The following is a 17,925-nucleotide window of genomic DNA, read 5'->3' as shown; positions in this document are numbered from 1 at the left end:
CGGGGCAGGTTCGTCTCTCGTGTTCGCGGATCGCCTTGCCCAGACCTGCGGCATCAACGGGAGGTCGGGATGGATATGAGACAGGAAGCGCGGCAGGCGGGAGCCCTGATGCTGGCGGGGACCGGGGCGTCGGTGATGCTGATGCTGCATCACCCCACGTCCCTGAAAGGGGCGGACGACGGCCTGTTGATGCACGACTGGAGCAATGGGGCGGTGCATGGGGGGATGATCGTCTGCCTGCTGGTCATCGCGCTGGGCGTCTCGACGGTGCCGCGCTGGCTGGGCGAGCGTCATCTGTCGGTGAGGGCGGGGCGGATGCTGTTCACGGGCGGGGTCGCCGCGCTGGTCGTGGCGGCGCTGGTGAACGGGTTCGCGGCGGAGCGGCTGGCGGGGCCGGCGGCGGCAATCCAGTTTCCGGTGCTGGCGGCGCTGAACCAGACCGCGGCCGTGTTCGGCATGCTGTCTGTGGCGGCGGCGACGGCGCTGTGGGCGATGCGGATGCTGAGGCTGGGTCCGGTCGCGAAGGCGGCCGGAGGCGCGGGGCTGGCGGCGGCGGTGCTGGCGATCGGCTGGCTGATCCATGGCGGCGGCGCCTTTGGCCTGATCCCGGCTGTTGTCGCGACAGGGGTGTTCGCGGCATGGTCCGCGCTGACTGCGGCCTGCCTGTTGCGGGTCCCTTCGGAGCCGAGCGCATGACCGACCTGCACCGCGTCACCGCCATCGTGCCGGCCCGCGACCTGGACGCCAGCACGGCCTTCTACGGACGGCTGGGGCTGGAGGTGGTCAGCGACCACGGCGACTACCGCATCCTGTCGGACGGACGGGGCTGGCATCTGCACCTGACCCGGACGCCGGACTGGCCCGCGCGGATCGAGGACAATGCGCTGGGCCTGTACCTCTATGTCGAGGACGTGGACGCCGTGGCCGGGCGGGTGCGCGAGCGGATCATCAACGACGACCAGCCTCGTCTGAAGCCGTGGGGGACCTATGAGTTCGCCGTGAGCGACCCGAACGGGACGCTGGTCCGGATCGGGCGGGTCGTCACCTAGAGCGGGCGGCGGATTTCGGCCAGTCGGGCTTCCACTCCGGCCCTGCGGTCGCGGGCGGCCGTGATGCCGGCGAGGGCGCGGTCGATGCGGACCAGCAGGTCGCCGCGGAGGCGCAGCAGGCGCTCGCGGTCGGGGCGAACCGTCTTCGGACGGCGACCGGACAGGCCGAGCGCCTCCTTCCAGTCGTCCCGCCACAGGGCGGCGCCCTCGGCGCAGGGCTTCAGCAGGTCGGCGAAGCGGGCGTCGGTGTTCTGGGCGTTGCGCAGCAGGGGCAGGGCGGCGACGGCGGCGTTGCGGCAGGCGTCCAGCGTGGCCTTGCGGGCTTTCAGCGGATGGGCGGTGTCGGTCTCGGCGGCCGCGTGACCGCTGATGCGGCGGGCGGCGGCGGCGAGGTGGGCGTCGAGGCTGATGACGGCGTTGCGGACCTCGCCCCAGGCGCCGTCCAGCGCGCCCGAGCGGCGGCTGACGCCCTCGATCCAGCCGGTCAGGTCGCGGGCGACCTCATCGACGGAGGCGGCGGCGCGGGCGTAGGCGGCGCGAAAGGCCTTGAGGCGACGGCCCCGGCTGTCGAACAGGCCCGCCAGACCCCGGCGCGGCTCCAGCGCCTCGGGACGGAGGCTCTCCAGCACCGAGCGGGCATGGGTCAGCCGGGCATGGGCCTCGGTCAGGTCGCCGGTGCGGGCGGCGGACAGGGCGCGCTCGATGGTCTGGACGGCCGCGAGACGCGCGGGCTCGGCGAAGGCGTCGGCCTGCTCGTCCTGCCAAGCGTCATGGATGGCGTCCACCTGTGCGGCGTCGGGCGCGGGCGCATTGCCCTGCCAGCGATAGGAACCGTCCGCCATGTGATACTCCCACCCAACAGGCTCTCCCGGCCCATTGGGTGGAAGGTTAACTACGCCTTCAGGCTGTCGGCAACGGTGTAGCTCGCTTCGGTCTTGGCGGCGACCTCCTCGAGGGTGACGCCGTCGGCCAGTTCGATCAGTTCCAGGCCCGCGCCGTCCGGCTTGACGTCGAAGACGCACAGGTCGGTGATGATGCGGCTGACCACGCCCGTGCCGGTCAGGGGCAGGGTGCAGGATTTCAGCACCTTGGACTGGCCGTGCTTGTTGGCGTGATCCATGACCACGACCACGCGCTTGACGCCCGCGACCAGATCCATGGCGCCGCCCATGCCCTTCACCAGCTTGCCCGGGATCATCCAGTTGGCGATGTCGCCGTTCTCGGCCACTTCCATGGCGCCCAGGATGGACAGGTTGATGTGGCCGCCGCGGATCATGGCGAAGCTGTCGGAACTGGAGAAGTACGACGACTCCGGGATCGCCGTGATCGTCTGCTTCCCGGCGTTGATCAGGTCGGCGTCCACATCCTCATCATAGGGGAAGGGGCCCATGCCCAGCATGCCGTTCTCGGACTGGAGGGTGACCTCCATGCCGTCGGGAATGTAGTTGGCGACCAGGGTCGGGATGCCGATGCCGAGGTTGACGTAGAACCCGTCCTGGAGCTCTTTCGCGGCGCGCTCAGCCAGTTGTTCGCGAGTACGGGCCATGGTTACGCGGTCTCCCGGCTGCGGATGGTGCGCTGTTCGATGCGCTTTTCGGACACGGTCTGGACGATGCGGTCGACGTAGATGCCCGGCGTGTGGATGTGGTCCGGGTCGAGGGAGCCGACGGGGACGATTTCCTCGACCTCGACGACGGTGGTCTTGCCGGCCGTCGCCATCATCGGATTGAAGTTGCGGGCCGTCTTGCGGAAGACGAGGTTGCCGCGCTCGTCGGCCTTCCACGCCTTGACGATGGCCAGGTCGGCGACGAGGCCGGTTTCCATGACGTAGTCGCGGCCCCCGAAGTTGCGGACCTCCTTGCCGTCGGCGACCAGGGTGCCGACGCCGGTGGCGGTGAAGAAGGCGGGGATGCCCGCGCCGCCGGCGCGGATGCGCTCGGCGAGAGTGCCCTGGGGGTTGAACTCCAGCTGGAGCTCGCCGGCCAGATACTGGCGCTCGAACTCCTTGTTCTCGCCGACGTAGGACGAGATCATCTTGGCGATCTGCTTCGTCTCCAGCAGCTGGCCGAGGCCGAAGCCGTCGACGCCGGCGTTGTTGGAGATGACGGTGATCCCCTTGACGCCGCTGTCGCGCAGGCCGGCGATCAGCTTTTCAGGGATGCCGCACAGGCCGAAGCCGCCGGACATGACGGTCATGCCGTCGAACGTCAGGCCCTCGAGCGCAGACGCCACGTCGGGGAAGATCTTCCGCATCGCTTCCTCATGTTTTCACTGTCTGATGAATATCGACAGCCTTTGGTCGTCCCTAACGCGGGGGACGGGGCGGGGCAAGTGTGGCGGATCGTGCGGAAGAGAAACAGGCCGCATCCAAACGGCAGCGCTGGGCGTATTCAGCCCATGAGCATCGTCAACGCCGCCATTCGTCATCTGCAGGACGCGCCCTTCCCGGACTTCGTCACGCGTCCGGCCATCGACAGCCTGGTCAGCGAGGCGCGGCGCCGGCTGGATCGGGACGGGCCGCACGACGAGGCGGGGTTCGCCCGGGAGATGGCGGCCCGCGCCATCGCCGAGCACACGGCGGCGGCCAATGAGCAGCACTATGAACTGCCGCCCGAGTTCTTCCGCATCTGTCTGGGCGAGCGGCTGAAATATTCCTGCTGCCTGTATCCGGAGGCCACCACGACGCTGGATCAGGCGGAGGTCGAGGCGCTGACGGCGACGTGCGACCATGCGGAACTGGCCGACGGGCAGACCATCCTGGAACTGGGCTGCGGCTGGGGCTCGCTGAGCCTGTGGATGGCCGAGCACTATCCGAACAGCCGGATTACGGCGGTGTCGAACAGCCATGGCCAGCGCGGCCATATCGAGGCGCAGGCGGCGGCGCGGGGGCTGACCAATCTGACGGTCATCACCTGCGACATGAACGACTTCCAGACCGACGCCCTGTTCGACCGGATCGTCTCGGTGGAGATGTTCGAGCACATGGCCAACTGGCGGGCGCTGCTGACGCGGGCCAGGGGCTGGCTGAAGGCGGACGGGCGGGTGTTCGTGCACATTTTCACCCACCGCGACGCGCCCTATCGCTTCGACCACACCGACAGCGGCGACTTCATCGCCCAGCATTTCTTCACCGGCGGGGTGATGCCCAGCCGGGGCCTGATGCGCCAGTTCCCCGACCTGTTCGAGGTCGAGCAGGAGTGGACCTGGAACGGGGTCAACTACCAGCGGACCGCCGACGACTGGCTGAAGAACATGGACGCGCAGTCCGAGCGGGTGATGGAACTGATGCGCGAGACCTATGGCGCCGACGCCGAGCTTTGGCGGCGGCGCTGGCGGCGGTTCTACATGGCGACGGCGGGCCTGTTCGGGAACGACGGCGGCAACACATGGGCGGTCAGCCACTACCGGCTGAAGCCCGCCTGAGGGGAGAGATGCGATGCTGAAATATGTGGTCGCCTATCTGGGCGCGGGACTGACCTTCGCGGCGATCGACGCGGTCTGGCTGACGACGATGACGGACCGGCTGTACAAGCCGGTGCTGGGCCCGATCCTGGCCGACAAGCCCGACATGAAGGCGGCGGTGGCCTTCTATCTGATCTCGATCGGCGCGACGGTGTTTCTGGCCATCGCCCCGGCCCTGAAGGAGGGAAACTGGACCCGCGCCCTGATCAACGGCGCCGTGCTGGGCTTCGTCTGCTACGCCACCTATGACCTGACCAATCAGGCGACGCTGGCCAACTGGTCGATGAAGCTGACGCTGATCGATCTGGCCTGGGGCACGGTGTTGACCTCGACCTGCGCGACCGTCGGCTATTTCGCGGCGTCGTGGGCGCAGGCGAAGTGGGGCTGACGTCTCGCCCTGACTTTCGGGCAACGCGTTAACCTTTTTCTTCCCCTGAGGCGGGCGTCGGATGGCAGGCGGGCGCTGATCGGGTAAAAGAGCCGGACAGGCAGTGTCCGGGGGCGGCGAGTGAAGGTCGGTATCAACGCATTGACGGCGGTGTTCGTGGTCGGCGTGGTCGCGGGTCTGGCGCTGACGCCGGACGGACGCGACTGGATGCGCCGTCCGACCCTGCTGCTGGGCGGACAGGCCTCGGCCTCCGCGCCGCCGTCCGCGGAAACCGAAAGCGAAACCGAGGCCGCGCCGGTTGTGGCGCCCGTGGCGCCCGCGCCGGTCGCCGTCGCCGTGACCCCGCTGAGCGCCCGTCTGGCGCGCGGTCCGCTGCGGATCGGGGTGTTCGGGGATTCGATGGCCGACGGCCTGTACACCGGCCTGTACCGCGACCTGCACGGCCAGCCGAACGTCAGCGTGACCAAATTCTCGCAGGTGTCGACCGGCCTCAGCCGCTACGACTATGTGGACATCCAGGCGAAGACGCGCGGCCAGCTGGACGCGCAGCCGGTGGATGTGGCGGTGGTGCTGTTCGGCACCAATGACGCCCAGGGGATCGAACTGGACGGAACGGTCCACGCCTTCGGCACCGACGGCTGGAAGGCGGCCTATGCCAAGCGGATCACCGATCTGGTGGCCCTGCTGCGGAGCCGCGACGTGGCCGTCTACTGGATCGGCCTGCCGCGTATGAAGCGCGAGAGCTTTGACGGCCGCATGGCCCTGATCAACGGCGTCGTGTCCGAGCGGATGCGGGCGCTGGGCGTGCCCTATATCGAAACGGCGACCCTGACCTCGAACGGCGCGGGCGGCTATGAGGCCTATCTGCCGAACGGCGAGGGCAAGCGCACCCTGATGCGGGCCAACGACGGGATTCACATGTCGATGGCCGGATACCTGCGGATGAGCGCGCCGGTGGCCGAGCGGCTGAAGCGCGATGCGGGGCTGACCGCCCCGACCCAAACGCCCGCGGCCTGATCGTGAACGCGGCGCCCGGCGCCCTGATCGCTCTGCTGCTGCTCGCCGCGCCTGCCGTGGCCCAGACCCCCTATGTCGCCGCGCCGCCGCTGGAGCCGGGGATCGGCGTGTGCGCGGGCGGGCTGTGTCAGCCGGAGGCGCTGGACGGTGTGTTCGCGGCGCTGGCGGCGACCGAGGCCGGAACGCGCGACCGGCCCGTCCACGTGCTTCAGATCGGCGACAGCCACACGGCGGGAGACCGCATCACCGGCAAGCTGAGGGCCGACCTGCAGCAGCGCTTCGGTCGGGCCGGGCGGGGCGTGATGCCGCCGGGCGTCCCCTACGACGGCTATGCCCCCTATCAGGTCCTCGTGGCCCAACGCGGCTGGCTTATGGAAACGGCGCCGTTGCAGTCGGCGACGCCGTCGGGCTTTCAACGCATGGGCCTGGCGGGCGTGCGGGCCGTGGCGCGGCGTGACGCCGTCATGGGGTTCGAGCTTGAGCCCGGTGCGAGCGCGACGGGGCTGGGGGTCTGCGGGCGCTCCGGGCTGGACGGGCGCGGTGTCGTGATCGAGGCGGGCGGGATCGGCCGCGAGCTGGATCTCGGCGACGGGGTGGTCGAGGTCTGTCGCACCCTGAGCTTTCCGGGGCCGATGTCATCGGTCCGGCTGACGGCGGCGGGCGAAGGGGCGGTGATCGATTCCGTTCGGCTGGTCGGCGCGCAACGGGGCGTCTCCGTGTCCAACCTGGGACGGGTCGGGGCGAGCCTGCGCGACCTGGCGGCGCGGGAGGAAGGGATCGCCTTGGCGGAACTGGCGGCGTGGTCGCCGGACCTGATCGTGCTGGCCTTCGGCACCAATGACGGCTTCGACGACGAGCTGGACGGGGCGGCTTACGAGACGCTGCTGCGCGGGCAGATCGCGCGTCTGCGGCGGCTGGCGCCGGGGGCGGCGCTGATGGTGCTGGGCGCGCCGGATGCGCTGCGCGGCGGCGTGACGGGCGGGTGCAGCGCCGACGGGATGCGGGCGCCGCCGCCGAAGCTGGCGGTGGTCCGGGACGTGCAACGCCGGGTCGCCGCCGATCTGGGCGTTGCGTTCTGGGACTGGCACGGACGGATGGGGGGAGACTGTTCGGCGGATCGTCTGGCGCTGGGGGCCGAGCCCCTGATGCGCGGCGACCGGGTGCATTTCACGAGCGCGGGGGCCGACTGGATCGGCGGCATCCTGTCGGGCGACCTGCTGGGCGCCTATGACGGCTGGAAGGCTGAGCATGCCGTCGAGCCGGGGAGCGCGGAGTAGTGCTGTTCCCCACGCTCGCCTTCGGCGTCTTCTTCCTGTTCGTCTATTTCACCTCGTGGTCGCTGGATCGCGAGAACGGGCGGCGGAAACTGTTTCTGCTGCTGGCCAGCTGGTTCTTCTACGCCCAATGGGACTGGCGGTTCGTCGGGCTGCTGATCGCGTCGGCGGTGCTGAACTGGGGCGTGGCGGCGCTGATCGCGCGGAAGATGGAGCGGGACGGGCCGGAGGCAAGGCGGGCCTGGCTGGTCGGGCTGGGTGTCGCGGCCAATCTGCTGATCCTGGGCTTCTTCAAATACTACGGCTTCTTCGTCGAACAGGCGGGCGACCTGCTGGGGCGGTTCGGCTGGGAGCGCGACCTGCCGCTGCTGCAGATCGTGCTGCCGGTGGGGATCAGCTTCTTCACCTTCCAGGGCATCAGCTATGTCGTGGACGTGCATCGCGGGAAGACGCCGCCAGCCAAGAGCCTGCTCGACGTCATGCTGCTGATGAGCTTCTTCCCGCATCTGGTGGCGGGGCCGATCGTGCGGGCGTCGGACCTGCTGCCCCAGTTCGAGCGGGCGCCGCGGCTGACGCGGGAGATGGCGACGCACGGTTTGCTGCTGATCTGCTGGGGCCTGTTCAAGAAGACGGTGATCGCGTCCGAGCTGTCGGTGAATCTGGTTGATCCGGTCTTCTTCGATCCGTCGGCCCATTCGGCCATCGACATCGCGGCGGCGGTCTATGGCTATGCGGTCCAGATCTACTGCGACTTCTCGGCCTATTCGGACATGGCGATCGGGATCGCGGCCCTGCTGGGCTATTCCTTCCCGCGAAACTTCGACCAGCCTTACCGGGCCAGTTCGATGCAGAGCTTCTGGCGGCGGTGGCATATCAGCCTGTCCAGCTGGCTGCGCGACTATCTGTATGTGCCGTTGGGCGGGGGCCGGAAGGGGCTGTTCGCCAGCTGTATCAACGTCTTCATCACCATGGTGCTGGGCGGGCTGTGGCACGGGGCGGCGTGGACGTTTCTGGCCTGGGGCGCGCTGCACGGCGGGGTGCAGGTGGTCGAGCGGCTCGGTCGCGCGATATTCGGCGACCGCAAGGTGATGCCGACGGTGCTGGAGGTGCTGATCACCTTCCATATCGTCTGCCTGGGCTGGATCCTGTTCCGGGCCGAGACCTTCGAGCTGGCCATGGCCATGCTGGCGGGGCTGGGCCGCGTGGGGCCGGTGACGATGCTGACGCCGCTGCTGCTGACGCTGATCGTCGGCGGGCTGGCGATGCACTGGCTGCCGCCGCGCGCCATCGAGGGGGTGGCCGAGCGGCTGAAGACGGCGCCGTCGATCACCCTGGGACTGCTGGTCGGGATCGCCATCCTGCTGGTCGAGGCCGTGCGGCCCGAGGGCGTGGCGCCCTTCATCTATTTCCAGTTCTGAGGCGTTTGCAGCGACGATGACCGACGAAAAGGATCAGAGCGGGAAGGGCGGGGTTCCGCTGGAGCCCTTCCCGGTGCACCGGCCGGAATCGCCCTTCCCGCCGCTGTACGAGAGCCTGCCGCAGACGCCTGCGCCGCAGGACCCGCCGAGCGACTGGATCGCCGCCGCCGATGCGCACGACCTGCCGACCGCGCCGGAGCCCGAGCCGGCGGTCGGGAACCGGCTGGTGGCGCTGAGCCGGTTCGCCTTTCCACCCGAACCGCCCATCGACGATGAGGGGCTGGCGGCGCGCGACCTGCGCTGGACCAGCCGGGCCATCGTGATCGCGGCGGTCTTCCTGCTGGTGTTCAATGCGGTGTCGCCGCTGAACTGGTCGCACCAGCAGGCGCCGGGCTGGGTGTCAGAGACGGTGGAGAAGGTGTCGGAGGCCTGGGTCGGGCAACTGGCGCTGGTCGGGACCGACCTGCCGCGCCACGGGCTGCGCGACGCCTGGTTCGATGCGAAGGATGCGCGCTTCGTCGGGCAGGACCCGGCGCCCGGGCGCGCCGATACGCCCTGAGACGTTGACTTGACCGGGCCGGGAAACGCCTTCTAGCGTGCGCCGCCCGCAAGTCGGCGGGGCTTAAGGGGCTGTCTCATGCGTCATCGTCTGCTCGGTCGGGCCATGCCCGCCTTCGTGCTTCTGGCCGCCTTCGCGGGACCGGCGCTGGCGCAGGATCCGTTGGCCTACCAGCAGCCGCCCGCGCCGATCGCCGACATTCTCGATACGAAGCCGACGCCGACCCCGAGCCTGAGCCCGGATCATACGACGCTGGCGCTGTTCGACCGCTCGAACCTGCCGCCGATCGCGGAACTGGCCGAGCCGATGCTGCGGCTGGGCGGCTACCGGATCAATCCGCGCAACAACGGACAGGCCAACAGCCGGGTCAGCTGGCTGACGGGGCTGAGCTTCCAGCCGATCGCGGGCGGGGCGGCGCGGACGGTGCAACTGCCGGCCAATGCGCGCTTCCTCTCGCCGACGTGGTCGCCGGACGGGACGTCGGTGGCCCTGCTGATGGATGCCCCGACGGGGCTGGAGCTGTGGGTGGTGGATGTGGCCACGGCCCGCGCGCGCAAGCTGACCGAGGCCCGCGTCAACGCCACCTCGGGCGCGGCCTTCGACTGGACGCCGGACAGCGCCGGACTGGTGGTGCGGATGACGCCGCAGGGCCGCGGCGCCGCGCCGGACGTCACGCGCGCGCCGACCGGACCGACCGTGGCCGAGAGCATGGGGCGGGTGGCCCCGGCCCGGACCTATCAGGATCTGCTGTCCAATCCGGGCGACGAAGCCCTGTTCGACCACTACTTCACCTCGCAGCTGACCTTTGTGCCGATCAACGGCCGGGGCGCGCGGGACCTAGGCGCGCCGGCGGTCTATCTGGGGGCCAACACCTCGCCGGACGGGCGCTATGTGCTGACCACCACGGTCAAGCGGCCCTACAGCTATGTGGTCCCGGCCGCGCTGTTCCCGTCGGAGACGCGGGTGATCGACCTGCAGGGGCGCACCGTGCATCAGGTGTCCGACCTGCCGCTGCGCGACAACATCCCGACCCCGTTCGATGCGGTGGCGCCGGGGCCGCGCTCGGTGCAGTGGCGGGCCGACGCGCCCTCGACCCTGGTCTGGGTCGAGGCGCAGGACGGGGGCGATCCCCGCACGGCGGCGGAGGTGCGTGACCGCGTCTTCATGCTGGCCGCGCCGTTCAACGCCCAGCCCACGACCCTGATCGACCTCAAGGAACGCTATGGCGGCGTGACCTGGGGCGATGCGGATACGGCGCTGGTCAACAGCCGCTGGTTCAACACCCGCCACGAGACGCGCTACGTCGTCGATCCCTCCAATCCGGGGACCGGCCGGGTGCTGCTGGAGCGCAACTATCAGGCCCGCTACGACGATCCCGGCTCGCCGGTGACGGAGGCCAACGCGGCCGGTTTCGAGGTGGCGCAGTTCACCGCCGACGGTCGCCTGCTGGTCAGCGGTCCGGGCGCCACGCGGGAGGGGGAGTATCCCTTCCTCGCCGCCATGGACCTGAACACCGGCCAGAGCGAGCGGCTGTGGACCTCGGCCAGCGGCGACTATGAGAACATCGTCGGGCTTCTGGACGACGGCGCGCGGCGGCTGGTGACGCGGCGCGAGACGCGGAACGATCCGCCGAACCTGTATGTCCGTGATCTGGACGCGGCCGCCCCGACGGCGCTGACGGCCTTCCCCGACCCCGCGCCGCAACTGGCCGGGGTGTCGCGCGAGCTGATCACCTATACCCGCGCCGACGGGGTGCAGCTGTCGGGGACCTTGTATCTGCCGGCGGGCTACGACAAGACCCGCGACGGGCCTCTGCCGCTGGTGATGTGGGCCTATCCGGCCGAGTTCACCGACGCCGCCGTGGCCGGGCAGGTGGTCGACACCGCCAACCGCTTCGTGCGCCCCGGCGGATCAAGCCATCTGTTCCTGCTGACCCAGGGCTATGCGGTGCTGGACAATCCGTCCTTCCCGATCATCGGCAAGGACGGGGCCGAGCCGAACGACACCTATATCGAACAGCTGACGGCCGACGCGCAGGCGGCGGTGGACGCGGTGGTGGCGCTGGGCGTGGCGGACCGCGACCGGATCGCGGTCGGCGGCCACAGCTACGGCGCCTTCATGACCGCCAATCTGCTGGCCCACACCGACCTGTTCCGCACCGGCATCGCGCGGTCGGGAGCCTATAACCGGACCCTGACGCCGTTCGGCTTCCAGTCCGAGCAGCGCACCTACTGGGAGGCGCCGGAGACCTACAACCAGATGTCGCCCTTCGCCTATGCCGACAAGGTCAATGAGCCGATCCTGCTGATCCACGGCGAGGCGGATGACAACTCGGGCACCTTCCCGATCCAGTCGGAGCGGTTCTACGCCGCGCTGAAGGGGCAGGGGGCGACGGTGCGCTATGTGGTCCTGCCGCTGGAGGCCCACGGCTATAGCGCCCGCGAGTCGGTCGGGCACACGCTGTGGGAAACGGTGCGCTGGCTGGACACCTATGTGAAGAACGCGGGGCCGCGGGCGGCGGAGTAGTTACAAGAATGGCCTGACGTCCCTCCCGTCCCTTGTCATCCCGGACACCGCGCAGCGGTGATCCGGGACGTGGAGCGCAACACCTGGAGCCTCCCGGAAATCGCGGTGCGATTGTCCGGGAGACGGGTTGCCGTCGCGCTGAATCCTGACCCTTCTCCCGGATAGCTGCTGGCGCAGCTTCCGGGAGGATGGAATTCGTGAGGCTGTGCGTCCCGGCTCTCCGCTTCGCTTCGGCCGGGATGACAAGCATCCAGCTCATTGAAGGGAGAGGGTCAGCTCCCGACCAGCGGTCCCATACCCGTCGCGGTCTTCGCGACCGTGAAGGTCTTCAGCACGCCCGCGCGATAGGGCTTGGCCATGATGGTCGAGACGGTGCGCAGTTCGGCCCTGGCCTGATCCGGCGTCAGGGTCAGGAGGACGTAGCCCTTGGCCGACTGGTCGCAGAGAACGACTTCGGCGTTGGCGGCGGTCAGGGCGGCGCCGAGGGGGACGCCGGGGACGTGGTCGCCGGGGGAGGGGCTGGAGATCGAACTGGTCCCGAACTCGACGGCGGCGCGGCGACCGGCGGCGTCCTTCAGGTCATTGACCCAGAAGGCGTGGCTGTCGCCGGCCAGGACGATGGGTTCGACCCCGGCGTCGGCGAAGGCGGCGTAGAGGCGCTCGCGGCCGGCGGGGTAGCCGTCCCAGCTGTCGAGGTTGAAGGGGACCCCGAGGCTGAACAGTTGCTGCGCCTGCTGGACCTGGGCGCGGACCTCGGGCTTGAGGCCAGCCATCAGGGCCATGATCTCGATGCGGGAAGCCAGTTTGGAGATGTCGGGGCCCTGCACCCGGCCCATGACCACCTGATTGCCGAGCACCTGCCACGGACGACCGGCGGCCTTCGAGGCGGCGAGCGTGTCGCGGATCCAGCCGCGCTGGCGGTCGCCGAGCAGGTCGCGGCCCGGGTCGTTGCGCTTCGCCTCGAAGGCGGCGACGTCGGGCCCGGCAGCCGTCATCGGCATGTCTGCGGCGTAGCTCAGCTGTTCGTTGCGCGCGGTCAGTCGGGTCTCGACCATCAGCAGGCTGGCCAGATCGCCGAAGTCGAAGCTGCGGTAGATGGCGTCCTCGGACAGCCCGCCTTCCGGCTCGCGGATCGGCATCCATTCGAAATAGGCCTTCAGCGCCGCGGCCTTGCGGGTGGTGAACTCGCCCTCGGTGGCGGCGGTGTGGTTCTCGGCGCCCAGGGTCCAGGTGTCGTTGGCGACCTCGTGGTCGTCCCAGACGCAGATGAAGGCGGCGCGGGCGTGGGCGGCCTGCAGGTCAGGATCGGTCTTGTACTGGGCGTGACGCTGGCGGTAGTCGGCCAAGGTGACGATCTCGTGCGGCGGAAGCGGCGCGCGGTTCAGCGTGGCGCCGTGATCCATGCCGTAGTCGTCGGGCTCGGCGCCGTATTCATAGATGTAATCCCCGAGGTGGACGACGGCGTCGAGGCGGTCGAGTCTGGCGATGGCGTCGTAGGCGTTGAACAGGCCGCCCGGATAGAGCTGGCACGAGACGACGGCCAGAACGGCCTCGGGCGTGGCGCCGACCGGCAGGGTGCGGACGCGGCCCTGATCGGAACGGACCTCGCCGGCCGAGAAGGCGTAGCGATATTCGACGCCGGGCTGGAGGCCCGTGACCGGGACCTTGACCGTGAAATCACGCTGGGGACCGGTCTCGACCGTGCCGCCCGCGACGGCGGCGGAGGCGTCGCCGTCGCGCCAGACCGACCAGTCCACCCGGATCGACCGGGCGGACGAATCAGACGGGGTGACGCGGGTCCAGATCACCGCGCCGTCGGTCCGGGGATCGCCGGAGGCGACCCCGTGGCTGAAGGTGACCGTATCCGAAGTCCGGGCGGCGGCGGGCAGGCTGACGCCCGCCGCGCCGGCGCCGATCAGGCCCAGAAGGCCCCGACGGTGAAGGGACATCGCGAACCTCAGTATTTCAGGCCGAAGACGAGGCCGACGGTGCGGGGCTCGCCCGCGATGAAGGTCGGCAGGCCCAGACCGTCGCCGGTATTGCCCGCGTCCTTGATGAACTCTTCTTCCAGAAGGTTGTCGGCGAAGGCCTCGATCGACCAGTCGCCCTGCGAACCCTCGAAGCGGACGCGCAGGTTCATGACCCCGTAGCTCTCCTGGACCTCGTCCACGATGACGTCGGGGACGAAGTTGCCGGTCTGGAGGTCGGTGCGGTCGTTGTTGTCATCGAAGAACATCTCCGACTGCCAGCTGTACGTCGGCATGACCGAGACCTCGCCGCCGAAGATCGGGGTGCGCCAGATCAGGCCGACCGAGGCGCGATGGTCCGGGGCCAGACGGAAGCGGTTGCCGTCATAGATGCCCGCCTCGAACCGCGAGTGGTTGAAGGCATAGGTGGCGAACAGGTCCAGGGCGTCGTTGGCGCTGAAGACCGCCTGTCCCTCGAAGCCGTAGGCCTTGGCCTCGCCCGCATTGGTGGTCACGAACTGGGTGCCGACCTGAACCGTCGTCTGGAAGTTCGAGTAGTCGTAGAGATAGACCGAGCCGTCGAGATGCAGGGCGCCGTCCAGCAGGCCGGTGGTCTTGGCGCCGACTTCGTAGCTGTCGACCTCTTCGGCGTCGACGAAGGTGAAGGTCGGGGCGGCGAACGGGGTCGAGGGCGCGCGGGGGGCGAGCACGGCCGGGCGGCGACCCCGGGCGTAGTTGGCGTACAGGCTGGTGTCCTCACCCAGGGCGTAGCGGCCGGTGACGCGCCAGGTGAAGCCGTCGTCCGACAGGTCCTGATAGATGAAGTCGCCGTTGTTGGCGGTCGGCTGGAAGGTCAGGCCGAAGCCGGGGAAGGCGGCGCTGAACGGCGCGGTGGCGGCGCCCGGGGTGGCCAGCTGGGTGACCAGACCGTTGGCGAAGGCGCCGAGCTGGGCGGCCTGGGCCAGGGCGGCCGGTGTGCCGACGGCGATCAACTGGTTGATCTGACGCTGCACCTGCTGGACGCCCAGCAGGCTGCCGGCGACCGAGCGGCCGTTGAGGACGGCGGAGGAATAGCCGGTGGTCTTTTCGTCCTGGGTCCAGCGCAGGCCGGCCGAGAACTCCAGACGCTCGCTCGGACGCCAGGTGACGTCGGCGAACAGGTCGATGGACTCCAGCTCGCTGGTGTTGGTGGCGGTCTCGATATGCGAGGCCTTAAGGTTGTTGCGGATGCCCGGAATGGCCAGAGCGGGCAGGCCGAGACCGCCGAGGATCGGATCCAGCAGGGCGGGGTTCGAATAGAAGGCCAGCGGCAGGACGTTCGGGCCGGTGACGCCCGGCGCGCCGTCCAGCAGGCCGGCCAGCTGGGCCAGGGCGATGCGCTCGTTGAACTCGACCGGGGTGCGCTGCGAGCCTTCTTCCTTGAAGTAGCCGGCGCCGAAGAAGCCGGACAGGGTCCCGCCGTTGTCCCAGTTCAGGCGCAGCTCCTGGCTCCACTGCTCGCCCTGCGCGTCCTCCACGGCCGAGAGCAGGGGCAGGGCGATGCCGTCTGCGTCGAACACCTCATAGGAGTCGAAGCTACGGTAGGCGGTGGTCGAGGTCAGGGTCAGGCTGTCGGACAGATCCAGACGGCCGATGCCGGTCACGCCCCAGACTTCGCGGTCCAGGCCGAGCGACTGGCCGCCGTCGATGTTTGTGCCCGGCGTCAGGGCCGCGCCTTCCCAAGGCTCGGCGGATCCAAGGACGGCGCCGGTGTTGGGGTCTTGCGGCGCATAGGCCAGCGACTTGAAGGCGGTGCCGGGCGAGTCGTCGTTCTGGTAGTTGGCGATGAGGTCGAAGCGGAAGCCTTCGGTCGGCTGGACGGCGCCCGACAGGCGGAAGGCCTGGGTGTTGAAGCCGTTGTAGTCCGCGCCGCCCAGCAGGTTCTCGACATAGCCCTCACGCGTTTTCATCCGGGTGGCGAAGCGGATGGCGGCGCTGTCGCCGATGGGGGCGTTCACCATCAGCTCGCCCATCCGGTAGTTCAGGTCGCCGATGCCGAACCGGCCTCCGGACTCCCAGTGACCGATCTCGGCCTTGTTCTGGATCACGTTGACCGCGCCGATCATGGCGCCGCGGCCATAGAGGGTCGACTGCGGGCCGCGGGCGATCTCGACGCGCTCGATGTCGAACAGCTCGACATAGGAGCCGCGCGACTTGGAGATGGAGACGCCGTCCTGGAAGACCGAGACGCGCGGTTCGGTGGTGGATTCCCCCGAGTCGGAGGTGATGCCGCGCATGACGAAGCCGGCGTTGTTGGGCGACTGGTTCTGGACAAGGAAGCCGGGGGTGAAGGCCGACAGCTCCTCGAAGTCTTGCACGCCCAGCTGTTCCAGCCGCTCGCCAGTGTAGGCGGTCAGGGCGAAGGGCACCTCGACGGCGCTCTGTTCGCGCAGCTGGGCGGTGACGACGACCTCGTCCAGCTGGGTGGAGGGTTCGGCCTGCTGGGCGGAAGCGGTTCCGGCCAGGGCCCAGACCACGCCCAGGGCGCTGGCGCCGAGCAGGATGGACGAACGTTGAACGCGATGAATCATGACGGAGCCCCCGAGGTGAGGAGCCCGACCTAGCGGGGCTGTATGCCGCCGAAGCGACGGTGCGGCGACCGGCGCATGAAGCTGGCGAGTCCGGTACGTGACCATTGATCAGTAGGCGGCGTGAGCGGAGAATGATCCGATGCGGGCTGAACCTTTGCCGCAGCGCAACATTCCTGTTGCGCCAGCGTGGCTTGTAGGGTCACGCTGCACTTTGATTGCGGTGGGAGCGGCATGGCGTTCGACGAGATGTCCGGTGACGGCGGGGAAGTCCGCGAAAGCTATCGCGGACTGGCGCGGTGGCTGGCGGAGGCGCCTGACGGGCTGCTGCAGGCGCGCTCGCGGCAGGCGGAGCTGTTCTTCCGACGGATGGGGGTGACCTTCGCCGTCTATGGCGACGCGGAATCCAGCGAACGGCTGATCCCCTTCGACGTCGTGCCCCGTATCATCGGGGCGGCTGAATGGTCCGGGCTGGAGAAGGGGCTGATCCAGCGGGTGTCCGCGATCAACGCCTTCCTCGCCGATGTGTACGGCAAGCAGGAATGCCTGAGGGCGGGCGTGGTGCCGGCCGAACTGATCCTGACCAATCCGCAGTATGCGCCCGAGATGCAGGGGCGCCGGCCGCCGCGCGATATCTGGGTGCAGATCGCGGGCGTGGATCTGGTGCGGACCGGCGAGGACGGCTTCTATGTGCTGGAAGACAACTGCCGCACGCCGTCGGGGGTCTCCTATATGCTGGAGAACCGCGAAATGATGATGCGGTTGTTCCCCGACCTGTTCGCCGACTATCCGGTGCGGCCGGTCGAGACCTATACGGACATGCTGCTGGCGTCCCTGAGGGCCTGCGCGCCCGAGGCGGCAGGGGCAGACCCGACGATCGTGGTGCTGACGCCCGGGCCGTTCAACTCCGCCTATTACGAACACAGCTTCCTGGCCGACAAGCTGGGGGTCGAGCTGGTCGAGGGGCGCGACCTCTTCGTCGACGACGGCAAGGTCTACATGCGCACGACCGAGGGGCGCCAGCAGGTGGATGTCGTCTATCGCCGCATCGACGACGCCTTCCTCGACCCGCTGACCTTCCGCCCGGATTCGGCGCTGGGCGTGCCGGGGCTGATGGCGGCCTATGAGGCGGGGACGGTGACGCTGGCGAACGCGGTGGGCACCGGCGTGGCCGACGACAAGGCGGTCTATACCTATATGCCGGAGATCATCCGCTTCTTCACCGGCGAGGAGCCGATCCTCAATAATGTGCCGACCTGGCGATGTCGCGAGCCCGACGCGCTGAAGCATGTGCTGGCCAATCTCGGCGACCTGGTGGTCAAGGAGGTCGGCGGGTCCGGCGGTTACGGCATGCTGGTCGGCCCGGCCTCGACCAAGGCGGAGATCGAGAATTTCCGCAAGAAGTTGATCAACGATCCGGACGACTTCATCGCCCAGCCGACGCTGGCGCTGTCGACCGCGCCGACGCTGGACAAGGGCGAGTTGCACGGGCGGCACGTCGATCTGAGGCCCTTCGTGCTGTCCAGCCCGGACGGGGTCAAGGTGGCGCCTGGCGGGCTGACGCGCGTGGCGCTGAAGCCCGGCTCGCTGGTGGTGAACTCCAGCCAGGGCGGTGGAACCAAGGACACTTGGGTGCTGGATGTTTGAGATGGTCCTGACACACCCCCTCCATCATCCTTCCCCGAGGGGGGAGGGATA

At 69.1% G+C, this 17,925-nt stretch carries 15 protein-coding genes; 10 read left to right on the top strand and 5 right to left on the bottom strand.

Features of this window, described 5'->3' with window-relative positions; all coding sequences use genetic code 11:
- Positions 1-69 precede the first annotated feature (69 nt).
- The gene (locus ACW174_RS00635) at positions 70-696 is read left to right on the top strand and encodes a hypothetical protein (RefSeq protein ID WP_492015769.1); all 627 of its coding nucleotides are present in this window, start codon (positions 70-72) and stop codon (positions 694-696) included.
- Positions 693-1,049, top strand: coding sequence for a VOC family protein (locus ACW174_RS00630; RefSeq protein ID WP_492015768.1), 357 nt, complete (start codon positions 693-695; stop codon positions 1,047-1,049). The genes ACW174_RS00635 and ACW174_RS00630 overlap by 4 nt, the downstream gene beginning before the upstream one ends.
- Here the strand turns inward: ACW174_RS00630 and ACW174_RS00625 are convergent.
- From ACW174_RS00625 to ACW174_RS00615, 3 genes are read right to left on the bottom strand one after another with little or no spacing between them, the layout of a single operon-like run.
- Positions 1,046-1,891 carry a toxic anion resistance protein gene (locus tag ACW174_RS00625; RefSeq protein WP_492015767.1) on the bottom strand — a complete coding sequence of 282 codons (846 nt, stop codon included), beginning with the start codon at positions 1,889-1,891 and terminating at the stop codon, positions 1,046-1,048. The genes ACW174_RS00630 and ACW174_RS00625 overlap by 4 nt on opposite strands.
- 50 nt (positions 1,892-1,941) lie before the next feature.
- Positions 1,942-2,595, bottom strand: a complete 654-nt coding sequence (locus ACW174_RS00620; RefSeq protein WP_492015766.1) for a 3-oxoacid CoA-transferase subunit B — start codon at positions 2,593-2,595, stop codon at positions 1,942-1,944.
- A gap of 2 nt (positions 2,596-2,597) precedes the next feature.
- Entirely contained in the window at positions 2,598-3,302 is a 705-nt protein-coding gene (locus ACW174_RS00615; RefSeq protein WP_492015765.1) for a CoA transferase subunit A, read from the bottom strand.
- 144 nt (positions 3,303-3,446) lie between these two features.
- On the opposite strand from ACW174_RS00615, the gene ACW174_RS00610 reads away from it, so the two are divergent.
- The 7 genes from ACW174_RS00610 to ACW174_RS00580 all read left to right on the top strand — a co-directional run bounded on the left by ACW174_RS00610 (position 3,447) and on the right by ACW174_RS00580 (position 11,693).
- Positions 3,447-4,472 (top strand): SAM-dependent methyltransferase, encoded by a 1,026-nt coding sequence (locus ACW174_RS00610; RefSeq protein WP_492015764.1) that lies wholly within the window; start codon positions 3,447-3,449, stop codon positions 4,470-4,472.
- A 13-nt stretch (positions 4,473-4,485) separates the two neighbouring features.
- The gene (locus ACW174_RS00605; RefSeq protein ID WP_492015763.1) at positions 4,486-4,899 is read left to right on the top strand and encodes a DUF2177 family protein; all 414 of its coding nucleotides are present in this window, start codon (positions 4,486-4,488) and stop codon (positions 4,897-4,899) included.
- A gap of 120 nt (positions 4,900-5,019) precedes the next feature.
- The gene (locus ACW174_RS00600; RefSeq protein ID WP_492015762.1) at positions 5,020-5,916 is read left to right on the top strand and encodes an SGNH/GDSL hydrolase family protein; all 897 of its coding nucleotides are present in this window, start codon (positions 5,020-5,022) and stop codon (positions 5,914-5,916) included.
- A gap of 2 nt (positions 5,917-5,918) precedes the next feature.
- Positions 5,919-7,193 (top strand): GDSL-type esterase/lipase family protein, encoded by a 1,275-nt coding sequence (locus ACW174_RS00595; RefSeq protein ID WP_492015761.1) that lies wholly within the window; start codon positions 5,919-5,921, stop codon positions 7,191-7,193.
- Positions 7,193-8,608: an MBOAT family O-acyltransferase gene (locus ACW174_RS00590; protein WP_492015760.1), complete on the top strand. Its 1,416-nt coding sequence runs from the start codon at positions 7,193-7,195 to the stop codon at positions 8,606-8,608. Before ACW174_RS00595 ends, ACW174_RS00590 begins: the two co-directional genes overlap by 1 nt.
- A gap of 16 nt (positions 8,609-8,624) precedes the next feature.
- Positions 8,625-9,167, top strand: a complete 543-nt coding sequence (locus ACW174_RS00585) for a hypothetical protein (RefSeq protein WP_492015759.1) — start codon at positions 8,625-8,627, stop codon at positions 9,165-9,167.
- A 78-nt stretch (positions 9,168-9,245) separates the two neighbouring features.
- Entirely contained in the window at positions 9,246-11,693 is a 2,448-nt protein-coding gene (locus tag ACW174_RS00580; protein ID WP_492015758.1) for a S9 family peptidase, read from the top strand.
- A 272-nt stretch (positions 11,694-11,965) separates the two neighbouring features.
- Here the strand turns inward: ACW174_RS00580 and ACW174_RS00575 are convergent, their stop codons facing one another.
- Together ACW174_RS00575 and ACW174_RS00570 are read right to left on the bottom strand one after the other, a co-directional pair.
- Entirely contained in the window at positions 11,966-13,642 is a 1,677-nt protein-coding gene (locus tag ACW174_RS00575; protein ID WP_492015757.1) for an alkaline phosphatase D family protein, read from the bottom strand.
- A gap of 8 nt (positions 13,643-13,650) precedes the next feature.
- Positions 13,651-16,230 carry a TonB-dependent receptor gene (locus ACW174_RS00570; RefSeq protein WP_492015756.1) on the bottom strand — a complete coding sequence of 860 codons (2,580 nt, stop codon included), beginning with the start codon at positions 16,228-16,230 and terminating at the stop codon, positions 13,651-13,653.
- 231 nt (positions 16,231-16,461) lie between these two features.
- On the opposite strand from ACW174_RS00570, the gene ACW174_RS00565 reads away from it, so the two are divergent.
- Positions 16,462-17,874 carry a circularly permuted type 2 ATP-grasp protein gene (locus ACW174_RS00565; protein WP_492015755.1) on the top strand — a complete coding sequence of 471 codons (1,413 nt, stop codon included), beginning with the start codon at positions 16,462-16,464 and terminating at the stop codon, positions 17,872-17,874.
- The last annotated feature ends 51 nt before the right edge of the window (positions 17,875-17,925 follow it).

It is taken from the genome of Brevundimonas sp. AVps31 (genome assembly GCF_058681355.1).
This window is presented reverse-complemented; position numbering and strand designations above follow the sequence as displayed.